This window comes from Exiguobacterium sp. s46, from assembly GCF_018618875.1.
Taxonomy (GTDB): domain Bacteria; phylum Bacillota; class Bacilli; order Exiguobacteriales; family Exiguobacteriaceae; genus Exiguobacterium_A; species Exiguobacterium_A abrahamii.
Genome location: NZ_JACSMY010000001.1, coordinates 26,793 through 52,809, shown reverse-complemented (window position 1 = coordinate 52,809; position 26,017 = coordinate 26,793). Strand labels below are relative to the sequence as shown.

Annotated in this window: 26 protein-coding genes and 1 pseudogene; 12 read left to right on the top strand and 15 right to left on the bottom strand. The window is 45.4% G+C overall.

Going from position 1 to position 26,017, the window contains the following annotated elements; translation table 11 throughout:
• Positions 1 to 10: 10 nt before the first annotated feature.
• Positions 11 to 835 (bottom strand): MIP/aquaporin family protein, encoded by an 825-nt coding sequence (locus tag KNQ08_RS00335; RefSeq protein WP_064300370.1) that lies wholly within the window; start codon positions 833 to 835, stop codon positions 11 to 13.
• Positions 836 to 1,030: 195 nt separating this feature from the next.
• A complete protein-coding gene (locus tag KNQ08_RS00330; RefSeq protein WP_023467370.1) occupies positions 1,031 to 1,594 on the bottom strand; it encodes a glycerol-3-phosphate responsive antiterminator in 564 nt (187 codons plus the stop codon).
• Positions 1,595 to 1,764: 170 nt separating this feature from the next.
• On the opposite strand from KNQ08_RS00330, the gene KNQ08_RS00325 reads away from it, so the two are divergent.
• Positions 1,765 to 2,406 (top strand): YczE/YyaS/YitT family protein, encoded by a 642-nt coding sequence (locus KNQ08_RS00325; RefSeq protein WP_064300371.1) that lies wholly within the window; start codon positions 1,765 to 1,767, stop codon positions 2,404 to 2,406.
• 59 nt (positions 2,407 to 2,465) lie between these two features.
• Here the strand turns inward: KNQ08_RS00325 and KNQ08_RS00320 are convergent, their stop codons facing one another.
• Both KNQ08_RS00320 and KNQ08_RS00315 read right to left on the bottom strand, forming a co-directional pair.
• Positions 2,466 to 3,209 carry an ABC transporter permease gene (locus KNQ08_RS00320; protein ID WP_133207914.1) on the bottom strand — a complete coding sequence of 248 codons (744 nt, stop codon included), beginning with the start codon at positions 3,207 to 3,209 and terminating at the stop codon, positions 2,466 to 2,468.
• Positions 3,187 to 4,104 carry an ABC transporter ATP-binding protein gene (locus tag KNQ08_RS00315; RefSeq protein WP_029340951.1) on the bottom strand — a complete coding sequence of 306 codons (918 nt, stop codon included), beginning with the start codon at positions 4,102 to 4,104 and terminating at the stop codon, positions 3,187 to 3,189. The genes KNQ08_RS00320 and KNQ08_RS00315 overlap by 23 nt, the downstream gene beginning before the upstream one ends.
• Before the next feature lie 153 nt (positions 4,105 to 4,257).
• Here KNQ08_RS00315 and KNQ08_RS00310 point away from each other — a divergent pair, with 153 nt between their 5' ends.
• From KNQ08_RS00310 to KNQ08_RS00300, 3 genes are all read left to right on the top strand, one after another.
• Positions 4,258 to 4,728, top strand: coding sequence for a GNAT family N-acetyltransferase (locus KNQ08_RS00310; RefSeq protein ID WP_214724370.1), 471 nt, complete (start codon positions 4,258 to 4,260; stop codon positions 4,726 to 4,728).
• Between the two features lie 25 nt (positions 4,729 to 4,753).
• On the top strand, positions 4,754 to 6,337 hold the full coding sequence (locus KNQ08_RS00305; RefSeq protein WP_214768926.1) for a diguanylate cyclase domain-containing protein: 1,584 nt from the start codon (positions 4,754 to 4,756) through the stop codon (positions 6,335 to 6,337).
• Positions 6,338 to 6,423: 86 nt separating this feature from the next.
• Positions 6,424 to 7,890, top strand: a complete 1,467-nt coding sequence (locus KNQ08_RS00300) for a glycoside hydrolase family 32 protein (RefSeq protein ID WP_214768913.1) — start codon at positions 6,424 to 6,426, stop codon at positions 7,888 to 7,890.
• A 49-nt stretch (positions 7,891 to 7,939) separates the two neighbouring features.
• Here KNQ08_RS00300 and KNQ08_RS00295 read toward each other — a convergent pair whose 3' ends face one another.
• Entirely contained in the window at positions 7,940 to 8,437 is a 498-nt protein-coding gene (locus KNQ08_RS00295; protein WP_064300431.1) for a GNAT family N-acetyltransferase, read from the bottom strand.
• Positions 8,438 to 8,683: 246 nt separating this feature from the next.
• Here KNQ08_RS00295 and KNQ08_RS00290 point away from each other — a divergent pair, with 246 nt between their 5' ends.
• On the top strand, positions 8,684 to 10,846 hold the full coding sequence (locus tag KNQ08_RS00290; protein ID WP_149426904.1) for an ATP-dependent helicase: 2,163 nt from the start codon (positions 8,684 to 8,686) through the stop codon (positions 10,844 to 10,846).
• Positions 10,847 to 11,100: 254 nt separating this feature from the next.
• On the opposite strand, the gene mscL is transcribed toward KNQ08_RS00290, so the two are convergent.
• The 7 genes from mscL to KNQ08_RS00255 form a co-directional block, all read right to left on the bottom strand.
• Entirely contained in the window at positions 11,101 to 11,493 is a 393-nt protein-coding gene (gene mscL / locus KNQ08_RS00285; protein ID WP_214768911.1) for a large-conductance mechanosensitive channel protein MscL, read from the bottom strand.
• Between the two features lie 12 nt (positions 11,494 to 11,505).
• Complete coding sequence (locus KNQ08_RS00280; RefSeq protein WP_149426903.1) at positions 11,506 to 12,387, bottom strand: Cof-type HAD-IIB family hydrolase; 882 nt, start codon at positions 12,385 to 12,387, stop codon at positions 11,506 to 11,508.
• A gap of 75 nt (positions 12,388 to 12,462) precedes the next feature.
• On the bottom strand, positions 12,463 to 13,914 hold the full coding sequence (gene cls / locus KNQ08_RS00275) for a cardiolipin synthase (protein ID WP_023467357.1): 1,452 nt from the start codon (positions 13,912 to 13,914) through the stop codon (positions 12,463 to 12,465).
• A gap of 136 nt (positions 13,915 to 14,050) precedes the next feature.
• Positions 14,051 to 15,460 carry a protoporphyrinogen oxidase gene (gene hemG, locus KNQ08_RS00270; RefSeq protein ID WP_214768908.1) on the bottom strand — a complete coding sequence of 470 codons (1,410 nt, stop codon included), beginning with the start codon at positions 15,458 to 15,460 and terminating at the stop codon, positions 14,051 to 14,053.
• The gene (hemH, locus tag KNQ08_RS00265; RefSeq protein ID WP_023467355.1) at positions 15,450 to 16,382 is read right to left on the bottom strand and encodes a ferrochelatase; all 933 of its coding nucleotides are present in this window, start codon (positions 16,380 to 16,382) and stop codon (positions 15,450 to 15,452) included. The genes hemG and hemH overlap by 11 nt, the downstream gene beginning before the upstream one ends.
• Complete coding sequence (gene hemE / locus KNQ08_RS00260; RefSeq protein WP_023467354.1) at positions 16,379 to 17,425, bottom strand: uroporphyrinogen decarboxylase; 1,047 nt, start codon at positions 17,423 to 17,425, stop codon at positions 16,379 to 16,381. The genes hemH and hemE overlap by 4 nt, the downstream gene beginning before the upstream one ends.
• Before the next feature lie 143 nt (positions 17,426 to 17,568).
• Positions 17,569 to 17,871 (bottom strand): MerR family transcriptional regulator, encoded by a 303-nt coding sequence (locus KNQ08_RS00255; RefSeq protein WP_023467353.1) that lies wholly within the window; start codon positions 17,869 to 17,871, stop codon positions 17,569 to 17,571.
• A 117-nt stretch (positions 17,872 to 17,988) separates the two neighbouring features.
• On the opposite strand from KNQ08_RS00255, the gene KNQ08_RS00250 reads away from it, so the two are divergent.
• Positions 17,989 to 19,287 carry an ammonium transporter gene (locus tag KNQ08_RS00250; RefSeq protein ID WP_023467352.1) on the top strand — a complete coding sequence of 433 codons (1,299 nt, stop codon included), beginning with the start codon at positions 17,989 to 17,991 and terminating at the stop codon, positions 19,285 to 19,287.
• Between the two features lie 60 nt (positions 19,288 to 19,347).
• On the opposite strand, the gene KNQ08_RS00245 is transcribed toward KNQ08_RS00250, so the two are convergent.
• Together KNQ08_RS00245 and KNQ08_RS00240 are read right to left on the bottom strand one after the other, a co-directional pair.
• Positions 19,348 to 20,484 carry an ABC transporter permease gene (locus tag KNQ08_RS00245; RefSeq protein WP_214768906.1) on the bottom strand — a complete coding sequence of 379 codons (1,137 nt, stop codon included), beginning with the start codon at positions 20,482 to 20,484 and terminating at the stop codon, positions 19,348 to 19,350.
• Positions 20,481 to 21,215: an ABC transporter ATP-binding protein gene (locus tag KNQ08_RS00240; protein WP_133207904.1), complete on the bottom strand. Its 735-nt coding sequence runs from the start codon at positions 21,213 to 21,215 to the stop codon at positions 20,481 to 20,483. The genes KNQ08_RS00245 and KNQ08_RS00240 overlap by 4 nt, the downstream gene beginning before the upstream one ends.
• 316 nt (positions 21,216 to 21,531) lie before the next feature.
• Between KNQ08_RS00240 and KNQ08_RS00235 the strand changes: the two genes are divergently transcribed.
• Positions 21,532 to 21,780 carry a GlsB/YeaQ/YmgE family stress response membrane protein gene (locus KNQ08_RS00235; RefSeq protein ID WP_023467349.1) on the top strand — a complete coding sequence of 83 codons (249 nt, stop codon included), beginning with the start codon at positions 21,532 to 21,534 and terminating at the stop codon, positions 21,778 to 21,780.
• A gap of 33 nt (positions 21,781 to 21,813) precedes the next feature.
• The gene (locus tag KNQ08_RS00230; RefSeq protein ID WP_029340936.1) at positions 21,814 to 22,065 is read left to right on the top strand and encodes a GlsB/YeaQ/YmgE family stress response membrane protein; all 252 of its coding nucleotides are present in this window, start codon (positions 21,814 to 21,816) and stop codon (positions 22,063 to 22,065) included.
• A gap of 35 nt (positions 22,066 to 22,100) precedes the next feature.
• On the opposite strand, the gene KNQ08_RS00225 is transcribed toward KNQ08_RS00230, so the two are convergent.
• On the bottom strand, positions 22,101 to 23,153 hold the full coding sequence (locus KNQ08_RS00225) for a TcaA second domain-containing protein (protein WP_064300384.1): 1,053 nt from the start codon (positions 23,151 to 23,153) through the stop codon (positions 22,101 to 22,103).
• Between the two features lie 126 nt (positions 23,154 to 23,279).
• On the opposite strand from KNQ08_RS00225, the pseudogene KNQ08_RS00220 reads away from it, so the two are divergent.
• The 4 genes and pseudogenes from KNQ08_RS00220 to KNQ08_RS00205 form a co-directional block, all read left to right on the top strand.
• Positions 23,280 to 23,708 (top strand): annotated as a pseudogene (locus KNQ08_RS00220) (HIT family protein); the annotation flags it as partial.
• A 114-nt stretch (positions 23,709 to 23,822) separates the two neighbouring features.
• Positions 23,823 to 24,164, top strand: a complete 342-nt coding sequence (locus tag KNQ08_RS00215; protein WP_023467345.1) for a hypothetical protein — start codon at positions 23,823 to 23,825, stop codon at positions 24,162 to 24,164.
• Between the two features lie 83 nt (positions 24,165 to 24,247).
• A complete protein-coding gene (locus KNQ08_RS00210) occupies positions 24,248 to 24,817 on the top strand; it encodes an HTH-type transcriptional regulator Hpr (RefSeq protein ID WP_023467344.1) in 570 nt (189 codons plus the stop codon).
• Positions 24,818 to 25,076: 259 nt separating this feature from the next.
• Positions 25,077 to 25,994: a peptidylprolyl isomerase gene (locus tag KNQ08_RS00205; protein WP_050677713.1), complete on the top strand. Its 918-nt coding sequence runs from the start codon at positions 25,077 to 25,079 to the stop codon at positions 25,992 to 25,994.
• The last annotated feature ends 23 nt before the right edge of the window (positions 25,995 to 26,017 follow it).

The following is a 26,017-nucleotide window of genomic DNA, read 5'->3' as shown; positions in this document are numbered from 1 at the left end:
TCTAAATAAGTTAAGCTGACTTTGACTCCACTGACGTTGTTTTGTTCGGACGAACACCGAATCTATAGCATAAGCCTAATATGACGATTGTCACAAGTCCTACAATCCAAAAAGCCGGTGTATCTTTTCCTGTGAAGACCGAACGATAAAACAATCCGCCAAGACTTCCACCGAGAACTGGTCCGAGAACCGGAATCCATGAGTATCCCCAGTTCGATGATCCTTTTCCATGAATCGGTAAGATGAAGTGAGCGATACGTGGACCAAGGTCCCGCGCCGGATTCATCGCATATCCTGTCGTGCCTCCGAATGACATACCGAGGCTGACGATCAAGAAACCGACGATCAATGGATTCAGACCATCTGAGAACTTATTCGCTCCGATCGACAACAACCCGATGACAAGTAAGAATGTTGCAATCATTTCACTCATTAGATTGGCAAATGTATGTGGAATCGCTGGTGACGTCGCAAAGACGCCGAGTTTCGCTGCTGGGTCTTTCGTCTCTGCCCAATGTGGTAAGTAATGGACGAAAACAAGACTTGCACCAAGTATCCCGCCGGCAATTTGAGCGACGATATAGCCTGGTACGTCCGTCCATGCAAATGAACCGTCAAAGGCTAAACCAAGCGTTACTGCTGGGTTAAGGTGTGCTCCACTGAATTGACCGACGGCATACGCTGCAATCGCCACGGCAAAACCCCACGCAAACGTGATGACGATCCAGCCTGCATCCTTTGCAAACGATTTCGTCAAACTAACGCCTGCACCTACACCGTTCCCAAGCGCGACAAGCAAAGCTGTGCCTAAAAATTCCGCTAAAATGGGTGACATATGTGTTCCTCCTTTTGGTTATGTGAAAAAAGCAACATAAAAAGGAGATCCACGTCAGTTCATACTTGAATGTTCTTCAAGCAGGACTCACACGTGAATCTCCCTTTTCTCCGTCACTTTGTATCAACTTGATATCACTATAACAATCAGTGAAAACGCTGTCAAACAATCTGAATGATTTTCATCACAATCCGGTTAGGAGCGTGGTTCAAAATGACGCCACAAGTCCTTATTCGATGTTGTGATACTTGAGGCACCTGCTTCAATTGCTTGTTCCACTTCCTCGACCGTATCGATGAGTCCACCGGCGAATACGAGACGCCCCGTCTTTTCTTTCACTTCTTGAATGTACTTTGGCATTAATCCAGGTAACACCTCGATGTAATCAGGTTGCGTCCGTTCCATGAGTTGATAACTTTTTTCGAGTGAACTGGAATCGAGTAAGAACATGCGTTGCATCGTCTTGACCTTTTTTTGACGTGCTTTCAAGATGACGCTCGCCTTCGTCGAAATGACACCATACGGCTTTAATTCTTGGCAGACGTATTCCGTTGCGTATTCATCATTTTTTAATCCTTGAACGAGATCCATGTGCAAAAACATTTTTTTGTCGTAACGATGCGCCATCTCATAGACTGCTTTTAAGCGCGATACGTGCATTTCGAGTAAGACCCCATATTCATATGGACTCTTCAGCATCTTTTCAAAGTCTTCTAATTTTCTAACGGAAGGCAGGATCTTCTGTCCAAAATATGTCATATGTTCTCCCCCTGATTCGTAATGTGTCCTAAGTATGTCGTGAAATAGGAGGAATAGGCAATGCTCTTTTCATGAAAATAAGTGAAAAGAGCGCTACGATTAGGGTATAGCTTAACGAAACGATTTTTTTTCAGGAGGTGAACGCGCAGTCCTACCGTCTGTGCACGTCAATGAGTCAGCAAAAACGGATTGTCATCTATTTATTCTCTATTTTAATTAACGCCTTAGGAAACAGCTTCATGGTGACCGCCTCGATCGGGAGTGCACCTTGGACTTCAGCGAGTGAGGCCGTCGCGGCCATCTCACCTTTAACTGTCGGACTAGCGATCATCGTCTTACATGTGCTTGCTTTGATTGCAGCACTTTCTCTCGGGAGTCGATTTAGTTGGTGGACGATTGTTCTCAGTTTTGCACTCGTCGTCCTTTTCGGCGCTGCGATTGATTTCTTCTTATCCATCCATCAATTGATTTACACACCACAGGGACTTTGGATGCGCGCCGTGTACATGTTGATCGGTATGCCATTGATTTCACTTGGACTCGCCCTCTATCTCCAAATCGGATTCGTATTGATGCCACCGGATTACTTGATGAAGTCACTGATCAGCCGCTTTAAAAGTACATCGCTCGGAGCAACGATCAGCCTCGGTATTCCTTTTTTGATTGCTTGCCTCTTTTCACTGATTGAACGCGAACTGATCGGCATCGGAGTCGGAACTTTCATTTTCCTCTTATTGAACGGTCCACTGATCGAATGGTTTCAGCGATTGTTCCCGATTACGGCACGTCCACCTAAACGGACAAGTTCTTGAATACTGTAAAAGAGCTGCTACTGATAGACAAATTCATCTATCAGTAGCAACTCTTTCATTTACGTATATGATTTTCTTTGGAAGACAAGAATCGATGCACCTAACAAGACGATGATATGAGCCAATACGAACAAGGCGGAGAACGTCAAAGTTGTTCCCATCGCTTCACTCGTACCATAGGTCATAGAATCCTTGAAATACATTGACCAGTCTAAATGCATGAATACGATCCACTTAGCGATTGCTGGTTTGAAACCAACCAGTAAGTTACCCGCAATGCTCGTAAAGAACTGTGCTAGTACGGTGAAGCCGATAATCATTCCAACAGAACGGAACAACAATGAGAAGAATAACGTCATGAATATTGTAAAAATCGGACTGACAACTTCGACGATCGTATCGCGGAACAGAATTGGATCTCCTGCCTCTGAAAACGCAAATGAGCCTGCGTAGACGATCGCAGCGATGAACACGAATTGGAGCAACATGATCAAGATCGAAAAGATAAGTTTCGAGAAATAAATCGTCATTCGTGAATACGGACTCATTAATAAGTGTTTCATCGTGTCATAACGTACTTCATTCCCGATGGCTTCTGCCGTGAAGACAATCGTGATGATTCCTAATAGAGATGTCAGTAAAAGGAACGTTAATGAATAATAATCATAACGTGTGAACTCAAAATCATTTGTCTTTGCAATGATGATAATACCAACTGCAATAACGACATATAGCGCTAAAACGATTTTCGCTTTTTTAGTCGTCCACCATTTCATCCATTCATTTTGTATGAGCGAAAGCATGTGAATCCCCCTCTTTTTTCGTTACTTGCAGGAATTGTTCCTCAAGCGTCAAGCGTTTAACGGTCAGTTCATGTAAATCGGCAATCGGCACGACGAGTCGAGCGATAGCTGGACATTCACTTTCCGGTGCGGTGATAATGATTTTATTCTCGAGTACTTCTGATGGGTAGTTTGCGACGCGAAGGGCATCGAGTACATCTGTCATCGCTTCCGCATTGACACGAAGAGCGATTTTCGCTCCGGTCTCATTACGAACGGACTCGACCGACTTGATGACACCCTGATCGATGATCGCGTAACGATCACTGATTTGTTCCATCTCACTCAACATATGGCTTGAAATTAAAATCGCGATATCTTGCTCACGCGCCATTTGGCGTAAATATTCACGAAGCTCCGCAATCCCGGATGGATCCAGACCATTCGTTGGTTCATCTAAAATCAAGACGCGCGGGTTATGTAGCAAGGCACGAGCAATTCCGAGTCGTTGCTTCATTCCGAGTGAGTACTCTCCGACTTTTTTTGAAAGCTTTCCTTCAAGACCAACGAGTCGTGCTAGTGCATCATAATCAACTTGACCGAGTCCCGGAATGAGGTTTTTTGCATGAACCAAGTTTTGTTTTCCTGTCAGATAAGGATAAAACGCTGGGTTCTCCACGATTGCTCCAATTTGCGTCAACGCTTTCGAACGCTCTTCTACGACATCAAATCCATTGACCGTGACTTTCCCTGCATCCTGCTCGAGTAGTCCCGTGATGATGCGAATCGTCGTCGTCTTCCCTGCTCCGTTCGGTCCGAGGAAGCCGAACACTTCTCCTGGGGATACCTCAAAACTGACGTCTTTTAAAATTTGCTCTTTCCCGAGACGCTTTGAGATATTTTCAATCTTTAACATCTGCTCTTCCTCCTCATTCATATTTTGTCTATGCTATTAGTGTACGTGATTTTAAAGGATAAGTTTCATTTCTTACAAATATGTAATCCGATTCCAATTAAAAAGGCGTAACAGCAGAAATTTTATACTAAAAATAAAGAATGGAGTCGCTAGATGATTCTTTTTGAACAAGTAACACATGATCACTTTCCGATCATCCAATCGTTGTACGCGAGCGTTCCTGAATATGCGCTCTTAGAAGAACGAGTGCTTCCGCTCTCTGATTCGACCTTACAGGAAGAGTTTTTAAATCCCGATACCGTATCGCTGATTGGATATGTGGACGGAGAACCCGTCTTACTGATTGACTACCTACCGAAGCATCCAAAAAACGGTACACCTTGGATCGGTTTATTCTTAATGGATGCTTCTCAACACGGTACGGGAATTAGCAGTCGGTTACTATCCGCTTTTTGTGATCGATTCCTAAGTCAGGAACCTCACATTCATCTCGCGGTCTTACCTGATAATTTAAGAGCCCGTCGTTTTTGGGAAAAACACGATTTCCGATACGCGCGAACGAGTTTCTCGAACCGCGAACAACTCGTAGACGTCTACGTGTATGATGTAAGTAAAAACAAATGAAAACGTATGAATGGAGTATCACACAATGTCCAAACCCTCACTTCGCTTTGATGTTTTGTTAGCGGGATTGATTTCCCTGCTATTTTTTAGCATGACGCTCGGATTAACTTTCTTCATTAGTCAACATGCAACAAACCGACTCCAATCGGAAGTCGGGATGAATCTGTCAACGACCGCTCACCAACTATCTGATAAGCTTGATCATTACATGTGGTCACGTTATGCCGAAGTAAAATTGCTGGGTTCCTTATCAACGATTCAACAAACAGAACAAAAAACAGAAACGCGACGGACACTCGAAGAGTTACAACGGCAGATTCCTGACTTTTCTTGGATTGGTCGATTAGATACGGAAGGTAACGTCGTTGCGTCAACGAATCAGATTCTGGAAGGAACATCGATCAAGGAACGTCCCGTCTTCCAACAAGCCTTATCACAACCATTCATCGGAGATGTCCATGAAGCTGTCCTACTCGCAAAATTATTGCCGAACCCAAGCGGTGAACCGTTACAGTTCGTCGATATTAGTACACCTTTGTATGATAAGGGTCGATTTTCTGGTGTCCTTGCGACACATCTCAGCTTCGAATGGGCAAAAGCGATCGAACAAAGTTTTCAAAGCGCCACGTCCTCTCTCCAACAAGTCGATGTCTTCATCATTAGTCAAGATCGAAAAACGATTTTACTTGGACCAAGCGGATGGAGCGGTAAAACATTACCCGATAGCGTAACGCTGACTTCGAATGCTTCTGCGACCGCTTCCTGGCAAGGGAAAGAATTTGTCTCTGGTCAAAGCACAAGCCGAGGTTACAAGGATTACGATGGCTTAGGTTGGACGGTTCTCGTACGTCAACCGACTTCGATTGCGTTCGCTGATGCCGATGCTTTACGTCAAACGATTTTCATCGCTGGTTTGATTGCCTCTTTCGTTACAGCCGTACTTGGCTGGATGTTAGCGAAGCTATTGACACGACCATTATTAAAAATCACACATGCCGCCCAACAGATGCAGGATGATCCCTCAAAATCACTCCCGAATCATCGTGGAATCCGAGAAATCGAGACACTGACGGATGCCTTACAACGACTGATTCATCGCTTGCTACATACCGAACAAGAGAAATTAACGTTTGAACGCTTGTCACAACGCGATAGCCTGACTGGTCTCGCGAACCGCAACGGTCTTGCTCAATACATCGAACAATTGCCTGCAGAAACGCATTCTATCTATCTTTGCCTTGATTTAGACGGCTTTAAAGCAGTCAATGATACGTATGGTCACGCGCTAGGTGATCTCCTGCTGATCGAGGTCAGTCAACGTCTCGAACAGTTGCTTCCACCTGGTGGATTCGTGGCTCGTCTGGGCGGCGATGAGTTCATCATCGTCTTGACCACTCAATCCTTAACAGAAGCACGATACTTAGGTGAACAATGGATCGCTCACGTCTCGATGCCGTATCACTTAGAAGAACAAACCGTCCACATCGGGATGAGTATCGGAGTCGCCGAACAGGTGACAGGAGAATCACTTGAACAAGTCATGCATCGCGCTGATTTAGCGCTCTATCGTTCGAAGCAAAACGGCAGAGGATGTATGTCCGTTCATTGACCATTCAGGACGGAGGATTGACAAGCGCAGCTCTCCTCCGTAAGGTGAACGAGAAGCGTATAATTTTTCAACGAGGAGCTGTCAACATGAATCAATGGACACGTGAAGCACGATACCGTCCCCTCTCGGATGTCGATCCGAGCGTTTACCAAGCGATGAAGGAAGAAGTTCGAACATCTCCTTGGCGATTTTCTTACCATATTCAACCTCCGACCGGACTTTTGAATGATCCGAACGGCTTCGTCTATCATGATGGTCTCTATCATTTGTTTTATCAATGGTTTCCACTCGGACCCGTACACGGGCTGAAGTACTGGTATCACATGACATCAAAAGATCTTGTACATTGGTTCGATGAAGGAGCCGCCTTGATCCCAAATGACGATCCAGATTCGCACGGTGCTTATTCCGGTAGTGGCTTCATTAAAGATGATCAAGTGCACATCATGTACACCGGTAATAAACGGGATGCGGATTGGAATCGCCATACGAGCCAAATCGTCGGTCATCTCCGCTCGGATGGACGAATCGAAAAACATTTACCACCTGCTATTCCAAACGTTCCTGAAGGATATACGGAACATTTCCGTGATCCGAAAGTCTTCCAAGATGCATCGGGCATCTGGTACTGCATCATTGGTGCACAGCGCAGTGACTTGACGGGCTGTACTGTCATCTATCAGTCTCAAGATGCAGAGCAATGGACATTCCTCGGTGAGTTACAGACGAACTACCCGACATTCGGTTATATGTGGGAATGTCCTGATTATTTCGAGCTGGATGGAAAAGGAATCCTCCTCTTTAGCCCTCAAGGGATTGAACCAGATGGTCAGAACTATCAAAATATTTTCCAGTCCGGTTATTTCATCGGCGAACCGTTAGCTTTACCCGACTTAACATTCACACACGAATCGTTCCAAGAACTCGATTTCGGATTTGACTTCTACGCGCCACAAACAACTGAGGCGGCAGATGGTCGACGGATTCTTGTTGGTTGGATGGGGTTACCGGATATCAGTTATCCTTCTGACATCTATAACTGGGCACATGCTTTGACATTGCCACGTGAATTAACGATCGAACAGGGGCAACTTCGTCAACGACCTGTCCGTGAACTGACACAGCTACGAAAAGAGACGCTGTTTGACGAAACGATTCTTTTCGAACAAGACGTGACAATTGCGGAAGCCGAGATTTTCGAGCTCGTGATGACAGACTTAAAACTGTCGTCGGACTCGTTCCGCTTCTCGATTCGTCAAGACGCTACAGAAGAGACGGTATTCCACTACGATGCTGTATCACGTCAATTTACAATCGATCGAAGCCGTTCAGGTGCGGAAGTCCCTGCTGAATCATTCGGTACTTCGCGATCGACGATTCTTGCGAAGGACTTGCATACATTACGTTTGTTCGTGGATCGTTCTTCGTTTGAACTTTTCCTGAATGACGGAGAAGCCGTTGCATCTGGACGGATTTTCCCGAAAACATCCAGTCGAGGGATTGTCTTCTCTGGTGAAGCAGGTGCGCATCTATCACTCTACGATTTATCTTAAGTAAAAAAAGCATTTTCCTGAATAGAATCAGGAAAATGCTTTTTTTAATTCAATGCTTCAATCGTAGTTCTTTTTCTAAATCAAAGGCAAGGATGTGTTGCTCCCCAATCGGACCCATGACGGACTGTAACGTATCGACGTATCCCGTCTTGAAGTACAGTGATTTTGCAGCAATATTCTTTTTATTGACCGCTAGTGTAATCGCTGTGACTTCTGGAAAATGATGATGGACGAACTCTGGCAACTGCATCATTGCCTCTTTCGCATATCCTTGCTGTTGATGGCGTGCATCAATGGAAAAGGCACGTAATAGGACACTTTGTTCATGTGTTCGATGTGTTTTAGGGGGGTTAAGATGAAGAATAAAAAATCCGACGACGAGCTCGTCTTTTTTGATGACAACCGGGAATTTATCTGGATGGGCAACTGCATCTGTGACGACATCCGTCGGAAAAGAAGTAAACTGGACTTGTTCTTCCGGAAGAATGAACGCATCACATTGTTCATAATGTTCATTCGTATACATGTGTAATTTCACTACAGACATTCTCATTCCGCCTTCCCTCTTTGTACAGGACAAGAGAGTACTCTCTTACATCTATTCCCATTTTAATGTTTTTGTATCCATTTGCCTAGTCTTTTAGGGTACTCGTCTTACATAACATCCAATAGGCTCTTGTCTCTTTATTCCACGGTTCTTCTTTCCGTAATCCAATCCTGACACTAAAAATGATACACTAGGGAAAGTTCGATTATTGGACGAGAAATAAATACGCTCGAGGTGAACTGTATCATGCATGAAGATTTTTTCGAACAGATGGAGCGATTGACCGGCATTCAACTGAATCCTGTCCAACAACAGGCAATCGAACATGACCATGGTCCGTTGCTGTTACTCGCCTCACCCGGCTCTGGAAAAACAACGACGCTTAATTTTAAGATTGCCTATTTGATTTTACAAAAAAAGATCGAACCACATCGTATTTTAGGGCTGACCTTCAGTAAGGCAGCAGCTCGCGAGATGGCGGATCGTTTTTATCATCTATTTCACGAATTAATTGGAACGACAGCGGCATTCTCGACGATTCATAGCTTTGCTTTTCAAGTCGTTCGGGATCATACATCCCAGCAGCGTCTTTCCTATACGATCATTGAGGGACCAATGGATCAACAACATCCGAATGCGCCACATAAACGTATGTTACTCCGGCGTATTTTCCAGGAAATTAATCGGAGTGTCATTACCGACGACCAGATGGATGAGTTATTACGAATGATTTCCTTTGTCAAGAACCGTCTTCTTTCTTTAAAGGAAATCAAGGCAGTACCGACGACGATCAAACATTTCCCTGATATTTATGTGGCGTATGAACAATTCAAGTCGCGTGATCCCTTACATCCGTTACTCGACTTTGATGATATGTTGACGTATGCGAATACGATTTTGGAGCAAGACCGTCGTCTGTTGCAACATTATCAGCGTCGCTTTGACTATATCCTAACGGATGAGAGCCAGGATACGTCACTCGTTCAACATCAATTGGTCGAAAAGTTAGCCTTACCGCATAACCGACTTTGTGTCGTTGCAGACGATGATCAGACGCTATACAGCTGGCGTGGCGCGGACGCTTCTAAAATTTTGCACTTCAAAGATACGTATCCGAATGCGACGATTCTTTACATGGAACAAAATTATCGTTCGTCTCAAGACATCGTATCCGTCGCGAACCAATTCATTCAGCGCAATAAAGCACGCTATCCGAAACAGATGTTCACGGAGAACGCTGCTGTTCGTCCGATCATCTTAGAGACGTTACCAACTTACGAGGATCAGACTCGCTATCTGTTGAATCAACTACGGACAGAGACGAATTACCGCGAAGTGGCCATCTTATATCGCAACAATGCTTCTTCGATCAACGTCATGAATGCTTTGGATCAAGCAAATATTCCGTTTTATATTAAGGATGTCGATCATAAATTCTTCAGTCATTGGATTTTGAAGGATATCTTAAACTTCATGACATTCGCACAAGATCCGACAGATATCGATGTGTTAGCAACTATTCATACGAAATTCGCCGGGTACATTTCAAAAGCGCAACTTTCTCAATTGCAGCAGTTCGGTACGGGCGAATCTGTATTTGATCTACTCATAAACAAAATCGAGATGAAGTTTTATCAAAAGAAACAACTTCAACAAATGAAGCGCACGTTCGCTTCCATCCAAACCGTTCGACCCTCTGCTGCCCTCTCTCTGATTCGTCATGAACTGGGTTACGAAAAGAATTTGCGGAAAATGAGTGAGAGTCTCGGTTTTAGTCTCGATCACCTGCTTGAAACATTGAATACGATTGATAACATCGCAAGTGATGTACCAACGCTACTCGCTTTTCGTGAACGGATCACGCATCTCGAACAATTGATGCGTGATGCGAAACAAAATAAAAATCAAAATGCGGTCACCCTTTCGACCTTTCACAGTGCAAAAGGACTTGAATTCGATCGCGTTTTCATGATTGATCTCGTTTCTGGTATTCTTCCATCAGCTGATACGATCAAGGCGTACAAGAATGGACAACTCGATGATATGGAAGAAGCTGCACGTTTGTTTTACGTCGGCATGACACGGGCGCGACACGAACTACATCTTCTGTCCTATCGTTTTAAATCGAAATCATTTGATGTCTCGCCATTCGTCGAAGACGTTCATCGCCTCGTCACGCCTGATGCTGCAAAACGAAAAGTAGAGCGCAAGCGAACTGCTGTTGCAGCGCGAGCTAGCGTCCCCCCACTACCGATCACTGAGAACATGCGTGTCTCGCATACAGCATTTGGTCCCGGAACCGTCTTGCACCTGGTTGACGACGTGCTAGAAATTTCATTTGATCAAGGAATGAAAAAACAGCTTTCGTTACAAGTCTGCTCTGAAAATGCATTACTCGAAATTTTATGATTTAAATGGACTGATTCATAAGTCAGTCTCCATAAAGATAAGGGTCGCAGAATGATGATCTGCCACCCTTATCTCGTAAAAAAAGAAGGCCTCGTTTCACGACACTCCTACAGGAAAAAGCGCATCGCGCTGTCAGAGACAAACAAGACCCGCTTTCCTGCTTGAATGAAGCAGGAAAACTGGCTTGTGTCTCGCCTGAGGAAAGGGCGTGAAAAGACGAGTCCTTCTTTTTAAGTTAATCCCAATTATATACGTCAGTTTTTCGTCGACGACTCATTTTGATGAATCAAGGCATCTCTGATTTCTGTCAATAATTTTTCTTCTGTCGTTGGTACCGCTTCTTCTTCGATGACTTCTTCCTTCTTCCGGAATGAAGTGATGCCTTTGACGAATATAAACAGCGCAAAGGCGATCAACAAGAATTCGATGCTCGCTTGAAGAAATTGACCGTACTGCAACTCTGCATTTCCGACCATGACCGACAATCCTTTGACATCAATGCCCCCGATGATGATACCGATCAGTGGCATGAAGACGCTGTCAACAAGGGATTTGATGATCCCGCTAAACGCAGCACCAAGAATAACTCCGACCGCTAAGTCGATCACATTTCCTCGAAATGCGAATTCCTTGAATGCCTTAAACATGAAACGTCCCCCTTACCAAGCACGGGACGCCAACTGCTGAATCGCATATCCGACGCCGTGCTCATCATTTGTTTTCGTCACGTGATGGGCAATCGCTTTTGCCTCATCATGACCATTCCCCATCGCGATCGCTTTGCCGGCAACTTTGAACATTGGAAGATCATTCAGGTTATCACCGATGACAGCGACCTGTTCGATTGGCACACCGAGGTGGTCTGCGAGGATTTTAACTGCCGTTCCTTTATCGGCACCGACTGCCATGACTTCAATGTTATCGTGTCCTGACGACGTGACATAGACACCGTCGACCTTCTGCTCGATTTCCTGCCAGATTTTTTTCATTAATTCTTGATCAAACGAGAATGAAATGAATTTAAATACTTTTCCTGCTTGGTTACGAATGTACGACCGGAATCCATCAATCATCTTGACGTCTTCGTGGACATAATAACGATCGTGGAAGAAATCAAGCACTTGTTTTGCCCGATCACTTTCTTCACTCAACTCTTTCAGGGAATCATAGGCTGCGTCGATCGTCGCTCCTTGTGCTGTCACGAGTCCTCGATCACAGAACATCTCGAAGAAAACTTCATATTGACTGATGATACCGTAAATTTGCTGTGCTTGTTCCGTCGTCAACGTCGTCGCACTCAACTCTTCTCCATCTACGGTCATCACACGTGCCCCGTTTGAAGCAATGATCGGACAGTGGATTCCTGCTGCATCTGTTAATTCTTTTGCATTTAAGTAGTTACGTCCTGTCGCGATTGCAAATTCGACACCTTGTTCGCGTGCCGCTTCAATTGCCTGAATCGTCTCCGGTTCAATTCGTTGCTTGCCCGAAAGAACGGTTCCATCCATGTCTGATACGAGTAGTTTGATTGAATTTGCCATCGTCTTCACTCTCCTCTTTTTCTATTTCCATACCACTATACCATTTTTCACATTTTGACTGGTCGTAAACGCGGTTTACAAAATCGGTGACAATAAACGCGAAATACTTTCCTTGAATTTGATCGTTCTTGAACGCGCGGCATACGACTCGACCGTCATGAGCTTTGATACCTCACAATCAGCGAGGAAGAGACGTTCTAGTTCAATCGCTATTGCCTGATCATAGACGATCGTGTTCATTTCAAAGTTCAACCGAAAGCTTCGCGCATCGATATTCGTCGTCCCGACTGAAGCAATCTCGCCATCGACGACGATCGTCTTTGCGTGTAAAAATCCAGGTTCATACGTGTAGACTTTAGCTCCGTACGATAACAACTCTCCTACAGCAGCAGTCGTTGCCCAGTAAACGAATGGGTGATCCGGCTTGTTCGGAATCATGATGCGGACTTCCACTCCGGACAGAAGGGCTGCCTTACATGCATCTAAATAACTCGTGTCTGGAATGAAATAAGGCGATTGGATATAAATCGTCCGTTTTGCTTCGTTGATCATCTTGATTAAGGCAAGCTTCAAATACTCTGAACGGGAATCCGGACCCGATGTGACGATTTGCATCGGTAATATATCCTGAATCCTATGCGTTCCATAGTAAAACAAAGATTTTTCCGTATAGACGTCACTTGCTTGGTTCCAGTCGAGAATAAAGCGATCGAGTTGATCATGAACGACGTCACCTTCCAAGCGAAAATGTGTATCCCGCCAGTAGCCGAACTTTTCATCGATACCGAGATATTCCGTACCAACGTTGAACCCACCAATGTAGCCGATTCGACCGTCAATGATACAGGATTTACGGTGATTGCGGTTGTTCAATCGAAAATTAACGAATCCAATCGTCGACGGGAAAAAGGCAAACACTTCTCCTCCGTGTGCGAGTAAATCCTTAAAATCCGTCCGTTTGAGACTTCGTGATCCGACAGCATCATACAATAGACGTACTTTGATCCCGCGACGGGCACAATCGGTCAATGTATCGATCAACGCTAACCCGAGACGATCTTTCTGAATGATGTAATATTGGATATTCACTTCATGCTCTGCCTGGCGGATATCTTGAATCATCCGATTGAACTTCTGCTCGCCATCCGAAAGAATCTGCAGTTGATTCGAGAGACTGAGCAGGGAACCGTTCGACATCAGGTTCATCCGAATCATATCCCGGTGCTTTTGAATCATCGGGTGCCGTCCCATCGTTACAAGTTCTTTTTTCTGTAAGGCGATCCGTCTATCCTGTTCCAGTTGTTCTTCATCCGTGACACGATAAAAATTCGTTTTTTTCAACAATCTTCCGAAAAACAGATAGACGAGAAATCCAACGAGCGGAACGAAATACAAGATGAATACCCATGCCCACGTCGCACCAATATCGCGCCGCTCGAGAAAAATAACCGTCAGAACAGCCAAGATATTCATGATAAGCAATCCGTAGACGATGATGATCGTGAACGTACTCCATACTTCCACCATACGATTCCCTCCCGCTTCAACGGTATTCTTCGATTTTGATTCCTCTGTCTCTTATTCCCGTTTCCTTCCGTGTCATTCTTCTGAAGACAAAAAAACCTTTTTGAAGCACTGCTAGCTTCAAAAAGGTTTAGGCGTGTCATGATTCTGGACAAGGTTCCAGTTGTTGTAACGCCATTTGTTCAAGCGTCGCTTTGACACCTGCTACACAGTCTGGCAATCCAACACCATCATAGGCGAGTCCGGCTAAATGAATGTGCGGATAATGAGAAGCGACGATTTCTCGCACTTCTTGAATCCGCTGTGCATGTCCTACCGTATAGGCCGGTAAGCCGTCTAAGAGACGACTAATGACGACACGCTCCGGTTGCAAAGGACGACCACAGATGTTTTCAAGATCTTCTAAGACGACGCGTTCAATCACTTCGTCTGATTCACGAACGAGTGCATCTTTTCCGGGGCGTCCGACGAAGGCACGAAGCACGGTATGATTCGGTGCTGCATGATTCCACTTTTGATCAATCGCCGTGCATGCTGTAATTGAATACGGCGCCCGACGGTTGACGATGAATCCCGTTCCATCAATCGGTAACGCAGTTTCCTTATCGAAAATCAACGTGACCGTCGCCGTCGAGTGTGTTGAAAGGTTCGCAAGCCCTGGAAGCGTCGCATCTGGTAACAGGGACACGACTTGGCGATGCGGAATCGTCAACAAAATATCATCGGCATATTCTGGACCATGATCCGTTTCGAGACGATATCGCCCGTCTTCTTCCCGTTCAATGGAGCGAAGCGGTGTCTCAAGACGAATCTCTGTCCGTTCGAGCACCTCTTCTAAACGCTCGACGAGAGACTCGAGTCCAGTAGCAAGTGATAGGAATTGACCTGTCGCTTTGAGCGTCGGACCTTGTTGTTGATCAAGCGGACGCATGAGGCGCATCCCTTCGAACAAGCTTCCAGCCTTTTGCTCATTCGCAACGAATTGCGGATAGGTCGCGAACGTACTCATCCGGTCGATATCACCCGCATAGATGCCTGAAAGAAGCGGTTCGATCAACTTCTCGACGAGCGCATCTCCAAGACGCGGACGCAGGTATTCCCCTAATGGGATGTCTGTTTCCGGAATCGTCAAATCAGGAGCAGGGTGAAGCAAGCGTTCTGTCACCTCTGCCTTTTCTTCTTCCGTCAGTAGAGACGTCTCTGCGAATAACTCTAAATCGGTCGGGATGCCCATGACGGCACCTTTTGGAATCGGGTGGAGACCGCGCGCATCCAAGATATACGCTTGCGACGTGTTATTGCGAACGAGTTGCTCCCCTAATCCAATCTCTTCGATGAGATCCGTCAACACGTGTTTCCGTGCGACGTATGAATCCGGTCCCCGCTCGATCGTCAATCCTTCGTCCCGATATGTCGCCACCTTACCACCGAGACGACCCTCTGCCTCGAGTAACGTGATGTTCATCTCCGGAAACTGCTTCTCTGCATAATAGGCGGCTGCAAGTCCTGATATACCACCGCCCACGATGACGAGACGTTTACTGGACATAACTACCCACCTGTTTCGCGACGGCTTCCGTGACAGCTTTCATGAAAGCTGGATCCGCGTTTGGCATGACAGGTCGCGCATAGTGAATTCCGAGTTCGTCGCAGACGACTTTACACTCGTAATCATTATCGAACAATACTTCTAGGTGATCGGCAACGAAACCAACGGGTACATAGACGAATGCTTCGTATCCTTTTTCTTCGTAGACGTCACGTGTCAAATCCTGAACATCTGGTCCAAGCCATGGTTCTGGCGTTTGTCCAGCCGATTGCCAGCCTGTGATCATATGCGGTACACCAGCACGTTGCGCGATCAATTCAGCTGTTTCCTTCAATTGTTCTGGGTATGGATCACCGTTTGCAATGATTTTTTCAGGTAGACTGTGTGCTGAAACGACGAGAACGGCTTTTTCTTCAGGTACTGGTAAAGCGTCGAACGTCTTGCGGATTTCTTTACCCCACCAATCGAGAAACGCTTCTTCTTTGTACCACGATTCGACGGATGCGAGACGAATACCGTGTTGGTCCGCGACTTCCTTCGCACGACCATTGTATGAACGGATACTGAACGTCGAATAGTGAGGTGCTAAAACGACCGTGACCGCTTCCGTAATGCCGTCTTTTGCCATTTGCTCGACAGCATCCTCAACGAATGGCTCGATGTGTTTCAGACCAAGATAGAGTTTGAACTCGATTTCACCAGCATATTTCTCAGACAGTTGACGGTGTAGCTCTTCAGCCTGATCAATCGTGACTTGTGCGAGTGGTGAGACACCACCGATGGCTTCGTAACGTTCCGTCAACTCTGCCAATGCTTCTGGAGACGGTTTGCGCCCGCGACGGATGTGCGTATAATAACGCTCGATATCTTCTGGTTTATATGGCGTACCGTACGCCATAACAAGTAGTCCTAACGTCTTCATTTTCCTACCTCCATTTTTTCTTTCGAATAATCATGGATAAATGCAGTCAAACGTTTCAATACTTCTGGATCGACTTCCGGGAAGATGCCGTGACCGAGGTTAAAGATAAATCCTGGTTGCTTCATTCCCATGTCGAGAATTTCCTTCGTTTTTGCTTCAAGGATATCCCATGGTGCTAACAGATAAGACGGGTCGAGGTTTCCTTGGACAGGTTTCGTCAGTCCACGCTCACGTGCTTCGTCAATCGACAAACGCCAATCAAGTCCGACGACGTCTAACGGTAAACTGTGCCATTCTTCTGCCAAGTGACTCGCTCCTACACCGAACATGATCATCGGCACGCCTGTATCTTTTAATTCCGTGAAAATGCGTTCCATCGTTGGCTTGATGTAACGGACATAATCTTTCCGGCTTGTCGTTCCGACCCATGAATCAAAGATTTGGAACGCTTGGATTCCTGCATCCACTTGTGATTTGATGTAATCGATGACCATGTCACCTAGTTTCTCCATTAAGGCATGCCATACCTCAGGTTGTCCATACATCAATGCTTTCGTTTTATGGTATCCCTTCGAAGGACCACCTTCAATCATATAGCTCGCAAGCGTGAATGGTGCCCCGGAAAAACCAATCAACGGTACTTCGAGTCGTTCCCGTAACAAACGAATCGTTTCATAGATATATGGAATATCTTCACGGTTAAATGGTTGTAATGCTTCGACATCTGCCATCGTGCGAATCGGGTTCGCGATGACTGGACCGATACCACTCTTGATTTCGACGTCAACGCCCATCGATGGAAGTGGCGTCATGATGTCTTTATACAGAATCGCTGCATCGACCCCTAATTGTTTTACAGGTAGTTCTGTCACATATGCGCCTAGTTCCGAGTCATGTGTGATCTCGAAAAGCGTCCGCGTCTTCTTGATTTCACGATATTCCGCTTGATAACGACCTGCTTGTCGCATGTACCAGACGGGAACGTGATCAATCTGCTCGCCACGGATCGCCCGCAAAAACGTATCATTGAATTTCTTCATCATAACTACCCCTTTATACTCGTTCTAACGCCCCAAAAAAACGTACGATAAGTTTGTGAACACAGAAACATTATATCTGAAATTAAGAAGTCTGTGCCAATAAATCGTTTACAAAATGACAGTTCTGTTACCAGTTCATGAAATGTTCACTGTTTCTTGTAAAGACCGAATGCAGCATTCAACTGACCACGAATCAAGTCAGAACGTTGTTGTTCCGTTACCTTGCGTTCTTTTTCTCGAATTTCGTGCGTGCGCCAGCCATCCTCGATTTTTTCCGCGACTTCGACGAGTCGCTCGACATCCGTAAACGAATATTTTCGTGTCTTTCCATTTGTCCGTTCTGGAAAGATTAGCTTCCGTTCCTCATAGTAACGAATCTGACGTTCTGACAAGCCGGTCAATTCACAGACGATTCCGATCGACATCACCTTTTTTTCGCGGTAGTTCATCTTCGTCACTCCTTTCCACAAAAATACCATGTCAGATTTTCTGACACAACACGTTTCTTTGAAAGTATTTCCGTCTAAAGTAAACACATACTTTAAATGGATAAAGGAGGAACGACAATGAAACTGGAACAACTCGCTATCTCAGTCGATACGTTTTATGTCTTATTCGCAGCACTGCTCGTCTTTACGATGCAAATCGGATTCTTACTTCTAGAAACAGGGATGTTACGGGCGAAGAACGCGGGGCACGTCGCCGTCAAACAAATCATCAGCTTCTCGGTTGCCGCTCTCGCCTTTTGGGCCATCGGATTCGGATTGACGTTCGGTGATGGCAATTCTATCATCGGAACGGAAGGATTCTTTTTACAAGGAGGATTCAGCAGTCTTGATTGGTCGAACATCACGATTGATGTGAAGTTCCTCTTCCAACTCTCATTCGTCGCTGTCTCCCTCGCGATCGCTTGGGGCGGATTCGCAGAACGTGCTAAATTATCCGTCTACCTGTTGTTCGGAACGTTTTTCGTTGCTATCATCTATCCGATCATCGCACGTTCCGTTTGGGCAGGTGGATTCCTTGGTTCGCTCGGGATGCAAGACTTCGCTGGATCAACGGTCGTTCACTTACAAGGTGGGATTGCCGCACTCGTTGCCGCTTTACTGCTCAAGAAACGAATCGGTGCTGAAAAAACACCGTTACTTGGACACAACGTCATCTATTCTGTCGTTGGTGCCTTCATCCTCTGGTTATGTTGGTTCGGCTTCAACGCTGGTTCGACACTAACGATTGCCGATGGATTCTTTAGTTACGTTGCCTTGACGACGTTACTTGCGACTGCAGCAGGTGCCCTCGGTGCTCTTGCCATCTCATTCTGGCACCGTCGTGTCGCAGATATCCCTTCGATCATCAACGGCGTGTTAGCTGCACTCGTCGCCATCACAGCAGCCTGTGCCTTCGTCGAACCGTGGGCAGCTGTCGTCATCGGTTTCCTCGCTGGTGTGATCACATATGGAACGAGCATTCTTCTCGCAAGCCGTGTGGATGATCCATTATGTGCCTTCTCCGTTCATGGCGTCGCTGGTATCTGGGGTACACTCGCAACTGGATTCTTCGCTTCACCACGACTCGTTGAAATCACAGGGATCGGACAAGCTGGTCTCTTCTATGGTGGCGGTTTTACGCAACTCGGCGTTCAAGCACTTGGTGTCGTCTTTGCCGTCGTCATCGTCAGCGTCTTAAGTTACGCATTCTTAAAAGTTCTCGACCTTACGATTGGTCTTCGGATCACACGCGAAGATGAACTCCGCGGATTGGATGTTGCAGAACATGGTCAATCTTCTTACGATCTCCCTGCTCCTGTCAGCAAAGAATTACGTATGGTTGAAGAAGAAGACCTCTCAAACGAACGTGTCAATTAATAATTAGTAAAGAACAAGAGCCTACACGATGGATTCATCGCGTAGGCTCTTTCTTGTTTATTACTTTCGAGCGTAGTATTCACCAATCACAAGCGCCAAGGCTGCCCCACCAACGACATAGAGGGATCCACTGAAGAAGAATCCAAGTAGCGTCAGGACGATGCATTGACTGATTGCTGCGAAGCGGATGATTTTCCGTTTCGCCTGTACAGCATTTCCAAACGGTAATAGACGAGTCAATAGGTGTTGGTCCACTGCCTTCGTGAACGGTGCTAGCTGAAAGCTTGTAAGTCCTGCAAACGCAGGGATTGCAAGCGCAACGAACAACTCGTTACCGTTTGCCAACCACATGAACACGACCCCAATCAATGTCAAACGAACAATCAATCCGATGCCGTCCCCACTCCGGATGAACTGTTTGACATACAGGTAATCGAATGTCGTTTGCGCTCGATGTGGAATCCGCTCGACCATGTTACTTAAGAGACGACGGCGTTTATACGTTGCTGTCAAATGAGGTACATCGACGAACCAATTTGCTAGTCGGTAAAAACGATCGCGCGATTCCTGCTCAAGTGCAATCCATTCGCGTAGAGGAAGATGGTCCTGACGCTTCAAATGGAGTACGACCATTAAGAGAAGTGCGACGACGATTGTCATCCACGCCATATCGATGATGACGAGTAGCGCCGCTCCGAACGCATACAGCAACACCGTCCGATGTGCGATGCCTTCAAGCTTGGATAAATTCGCAGCCGCTCCGAACAAAGCAAGTGCTACCCCAAGTAAAACAAGTTCAAGTGGTGTCGTCTGTTCCGTTCGAACATAGAGAACAACGACAGCTAAAAATGGAATCACGGCACGGATGATACCAAAGACCGCATTGTACGCTCGTACTTGTTGCATAAACCCTGATAACTTCGCTAATACCGGTAACAAAAACACTTGGTCCGCCTCAACGAGAAACGTCCGACTCGTCCGGTAGAGCGGTAAAATCAGAAACAAGGCTGCCATGACGAACCGACCAGGAAACGATGGATCGAGTTGGTCGAGGAAACGACCGTATACGACTAAACCGTACAAAATAACGAAGTACACGGTGAATAATAGTCCACCATTCGCCATATACCTTGTGTATTTCACCGTCTCGGTCATCGCCGCCTGATACCGTTCCCTCCATAAGGACTGGCTGCTCATCGTTCCGCCTCCTCGATTGCAGCGACGTACAGATCATCCAGCGTTCCATCTTGCAGTCCATATCGTGCGCGTAAAGCAGCTGTCGTCCCTTCCGCTGCAATGTGACCCTCATGTAAGAGTACGAAACGATTACAATGCCGTTCTGCTGTCTCAAGGATATGTGTTGACATTAAGATCCCTTTTCCATCCTGTTTCAGTTCACTAAAAATCTGTAATAACTCGCGAATCGCGAGCGGATCTAGTCCAACAAACGGTTCATCGACGATCAACAGCTCACTCCCTGTGACGAGTGCGCACAAGATCATCGCTTTTTGTTTCATTCCTTTTGAGAAGACACTTGGAAACCATTCGAGTTGCTTCGTCATCCGAAGTCGTTCAGCGTAATGTTGCGCGCGTTCTGTCGCGATCGCTTCTTCGACATCATATCCTTGCGCCATCAGACGAAGGTGCTCCCGTAATGTCAGTTGTTCATATAACATCGGTTGTTCTGGAATGTATGCAACTTGGCGACGATACTCGGTTTCGTTCGTTGCTAAATCCATTCCATTGATTCGAACTGATCCCGTCTTGACTGGCAAAAGACCGAGTATGTGCTTGATAGTCGTCGATTTCCCAGCACCGTTTAAACCAATTAAACCAACGAGTTCACCCCGATCCACTTCGATATTAATGTCATGAAGGACGGTTTTCGATCCATATCCGCCTGATAAACCTTTGATATCTAATAACATGTTCGCCACTCCCTTTAGGCTCATCGTAAAGTAGATTTGCTTCGTTTTTCTAGCTTAACGCCTAGTTTTTTAAAATATAATGTTTTAATACTTGTTTTTTCGGCAATTACTCTAAGTGTAATCGTTACATCAATATATGAAAACGATTTACATGTAAATTGAAAGTGAAATCAATGAATCGTCCATTCATTCTCTATCAAGTGGTCTAATTGTCTAGTCATTTAAAGAATGAACGATTTCAGATTTTTTCATTTTCGCACGTGTTTATAACTGCCTGAAAACAGGTAAAACTAATATGTAGAGGAGATGTTTTAAAATGGGTTTCTTATGGGCACTCATCATTGGTGGTCTCATCGGTTGGATCGCAAGTTTAATTATCGGGAAAGATGTGCCGGGTGGCATCATCGGTAACATTATCGCTGGTTTCATCGGTTCGATGATCGGTCAAGCCATCTTTGGTTCAATGGGACCAAAAATCGCTGGTTTCGCAGTCATTCCGGCTATTCTCGGAGCAGTCATCTTGATCTTCATCGTCTCACTTATTCTCCGGGCAGTACGTAAGTAATCATATATCTTAAATTGAAAAGGAGTGTTTTAAATGGGATTCTTATGGGCATTAATCGTTGGTGGTATTATTGGTTGGTTAGCAAGCTTGATTTTAGGTAAAGATGTTCCAGGTGGTATTATCGGTAACATCATCGCTGGTTTCGTTGGTGCATTGATTGGTCAAGCATTATTCGGAGATTGGGGTCCAATGGTTGCTGGATTCGCAATCGTACCTGCTTTACTCGGAGCTATCATTCTTATCCTCATCGTATCGTTCATTCTCCGTGCGGTGAATAAACGATAACCAAAAATCCTCGGACGTTCTGTCCGAGGATTTTTTTAGTCTTTTAATTGTAACCACATACCGTCTTCTCGCTCGACGACACGTTTTTCTGCTCGCAGATTCAACCATTCGAACACACCTTCGAGAAAACTAGACGGATATTCCCAAACCGTACCGACTTGCTCTCGCTTCTTTCGTTCTGGTTTTCCAGCGATGGCTTCAAGTTCATCCGGAGTCTTATTCAATCGGATTAACAATTCTTCCACCTGCCCCGACTGATAGGTTACTTCATATCCATCGTACCGCGCTCGATTGGCAACGGTCGAATCAGGCGTGCCGAACGTATTCTCAAACGAGTCACGCGAACGTCCAAGATAGCCAGTCATCGTATCGATACTTTTTCCAGTCCGGGCTTTCACTTCCGTCTCAAGTAACGTTTTGATATCGACTGCATATTCGTTCGAAACGGTCGTATTGAACCGATCAGCTAATTTAAAGTCGACTGTCGCGTTCGGTTCATCTCCGAGTTGTACAGTCTTTGATTCCTGGACGGTCTGTCCTGATTGTTCCGCACTTACTTGAACATCGTACTCTCCAGGAGAACGCTTGACTTCAAGAGATTTCTGATCGATTGTCCCGACTTCTTCTCCATCTAGTGAAACCTTTGTTCCCGGTAGATCACTCGAAACGGTTAACCGTTGAGGATTCACATCGAGAGAGTACCGGTCATACCAAAGCCATCCATCCTCTTCTTGTAACGAAAACAGATGTGTCTTCACTTGCTTACCTGCGTCTTGATCCTGTTTGACTTGTGCGATGACCCGGTCCGTCCGCTCTGCATCAGCCGTCAACCAGTTAACGAGTCGCGTCGCCTCACTCATCGGTAGTGACTTATCGTTCATCGTGACTAGCTTTTGGAATCCACGCTGATCCTTTTCCTTTAACAAGGTAGCAAGACGCTCGTCTGTTTTCTCCATTTTCGCCGCTTCTTGCATGTTACGCCCAAACCAAAAGGCAACGAATAAGAAAAGACCGACGACGATAACGCTACCGACGAGCAGACGCCGTTTTCGCTTTTTTTGTGCCGTCGAGGCTACTCGTGATGCCATGCAGTTCGCTCCTTCCCTTCAGTAGCTGTATGTTTCTAAGTGTATCGGGTTCAATTTGACTGTCAATCGTGCGGAAGTCGGAAACTTTCCGTATACTAATGTTATCTTACCCAAAGGAGTGAACGTTCCATGCAAAAAGAGTCATGTATCTTCTGTAAAATTGCTCGCAAAGAAGTCCCTGGTCATATCGTATTCGAGAACGAACAAGTTCTCGCCTTCCTCGATTTGTCACAAGTGACGAAAGGACATACGCTCGTCATCCCAAAACAACATGCCGATAATTTGTATGATCTTTCTCCTGAACAAGCACAAGACGTATTTGCGACGATCCCGCAAATCAGTCGTGCGCTTCAACAAGAGACAGAGGCAGCTGGCATGAATCTCTTATCGAATACAGGAAAAGTAGCGGGTCAATCGGTCTCCCACTTCCACCTGCACCTCATTCCGCGTCACGATAAACAAGACGGTTTCGGCGCGAAATGGGAAGTTCATAATGACGATTACACGGTAGAGGAATTGGCTGAACTCGCTAACTCGATCGCTTCTCGCATCTAAGTCTGTTCTTTTTCTTCTATTCTTAGAAAAATATTGCCGAAATAGGTTTCTTTCATTCGATTTTCGGTAAAATAATATGAAACAAATATTTTAATATTAAAAAGGAGGTTCAATATGTCGAAGCGTCCCGCCCGTAACTGGGTCGCTTTTGGTGCTACGCTAACACTTGTGACTTTTTACGGTCTGAAGGCGCTTCGCCAAGGTACGAAAAGCGACTCTTCGAACGGTCATCAACGTCGAAATTCTTATTCTACAATCGTAACGAATGTGCAGGATTTGACCCAGGAGGGCAAGAACTTAGTAGAGACAGCAAAAGCGTCTGGTATGCACTTCAAAGAAGAAGTCATGCAGAGCGTCTCGGAATACCAAACGGAAGTCCAAGCATCGCTCACGAAGATCCAGTCTCTCGCTGATGAAGCGAAACAGGAAGCAGACCAGCTTTCTCCACAAAAGTAAGATCCGTTGCTTCGATTTGTTTTTGTATAGTTTGCATTTTGCGCGTTTGAGCCATTGTCACCTTTCGAAAGGATGAGTCAGATATGGAACACGAAAAGTTATATCCTGGACAAGAGGCTTTGTTGTATAGCCACAAGATTGTCCAGTTAAGCAAAGCACTATGGAAAACGGTAGAAAAAGATTGGCAAAATTGGATCAAGCCTTTTGATCTGAACATCAATGAACATCATATCTTGTGGATTTCGCACGCGCTAGGCGGTGCCTCGATTTCAGAGATTGCGAAGTATGGTGTCATGCACGTCTCGACGGCGTTCAACTTCTCGAAGAAGTTAGAAGACCGCGGACTGTTGACGTTCTCAAAAAAGGAAACAGATAAACGAAATACCTACGTCCAGTTGACACCAGAGGGCGAATCACTCTTGCTTGAGACGATTCAAGCGTTCCGCCCTGAAGAAAACGGTGTCTTCCGTGCATCACTTCCTCTTCAGGAACTGTACGGGAAGTTCCCGGAATTAACGGACATTTCTGCGATCGTACGTCGCTTGTATGGCGACAGCTTCATGGACATATTCGCTGAGACATCAAAGATGATCACAGAAGAAGCAGATCGTCGCCCTCAAGATCCAGTCATGGACTCAATCAAAAAAGCATAACCTTACTAAAAGCGTTTTAGCCTCTAGCTAGAATGCTTTTTTTAGGTCTTTTTTCCTCATGACAAGGACATTACTACTATGTCTCAAGAGCGTTATTTCCCTCACAATTTCCCATAAAAATTATCCTCAACCGGCTACTTGGATGTGATAGCATGGAAAAGAGCAAGTATCTCTCGGCATGACAAGATACAGCTGTCAACCAGACGAGAATATGATATGATAAAACGGTTGAAATAAATGGTAAATTAGGGGTGTATGTATGAAAAAGAAATTGTTAGGCGCAGCAGCAGTCGCAAGTGTATTTACGTTAGCAGCATGTGGATCAAATGACGAAGCCGTCATCAATTACAAAGGTGGCGAAGTCAACAAGGCTGACGTCCAAGAAGAAGCATACGAAAAAGCTGGTGCTCAAATCGCCTTCCAGCAAACGATGAACAAATTGCTTGAGAAGAAATACGGCAAAGAAGTCACGGATAAAGAAGTCGAAGCAGAAGTCAAGAAGACAAAGGACCAGTTCCCGGATAAAGAGCAGTTCAGTACAACATTGAAATCTGCTGGAATCAAGAACGAAAAAGAATTCGAGAAAGTTCTTCGCACACAAATGCTCTTAACGGAAGCAAAATCTGCGAAATCAAAAGTAACAGATAAAGAAATCCAAGAGCGTTTTGACCAAGAAAAAGTCGAAGTTAAAGCAAGCCATATCCTCGTTGCGAAAGAGTCAGAAGCAAAAGACATCAAAAAACAATTGGATGACGGCGCAGACTTCGCGAAACTCGCAAAAGAGAAATCAACAGATACAGGTAGCGGTACAAAAGGTGGAGACCTTGGATACTTCACAAAAGGTAAAATGGTCAAGGAATTCGAAGATTATGCGTTCAAGGATGGCGTTGAAGGTAAAATCTCCGATCCAATTAAAACACAGTTCGGTTACCACATCATCAAAGTAGTCGATCGTAAAGAAAAGAAAGACTTTACACTTGATAAAGAAAAATCACGCATCAAAAAAGCACTTGCTGAAGAAAAAGCAGCACAAGTCAACCCGAACGATATCTACCGTTCACTCATGAAAGAATACGATGTTAAAATCGAAAACAAAGACTTCAAGGATGCTTTTGATTTAGACAAACAAGAACAACAACAAATGCAACAACAGATGATGCAACAACAACAGCAGTAATCAAAAAAGGAAGCCTTTAGGGC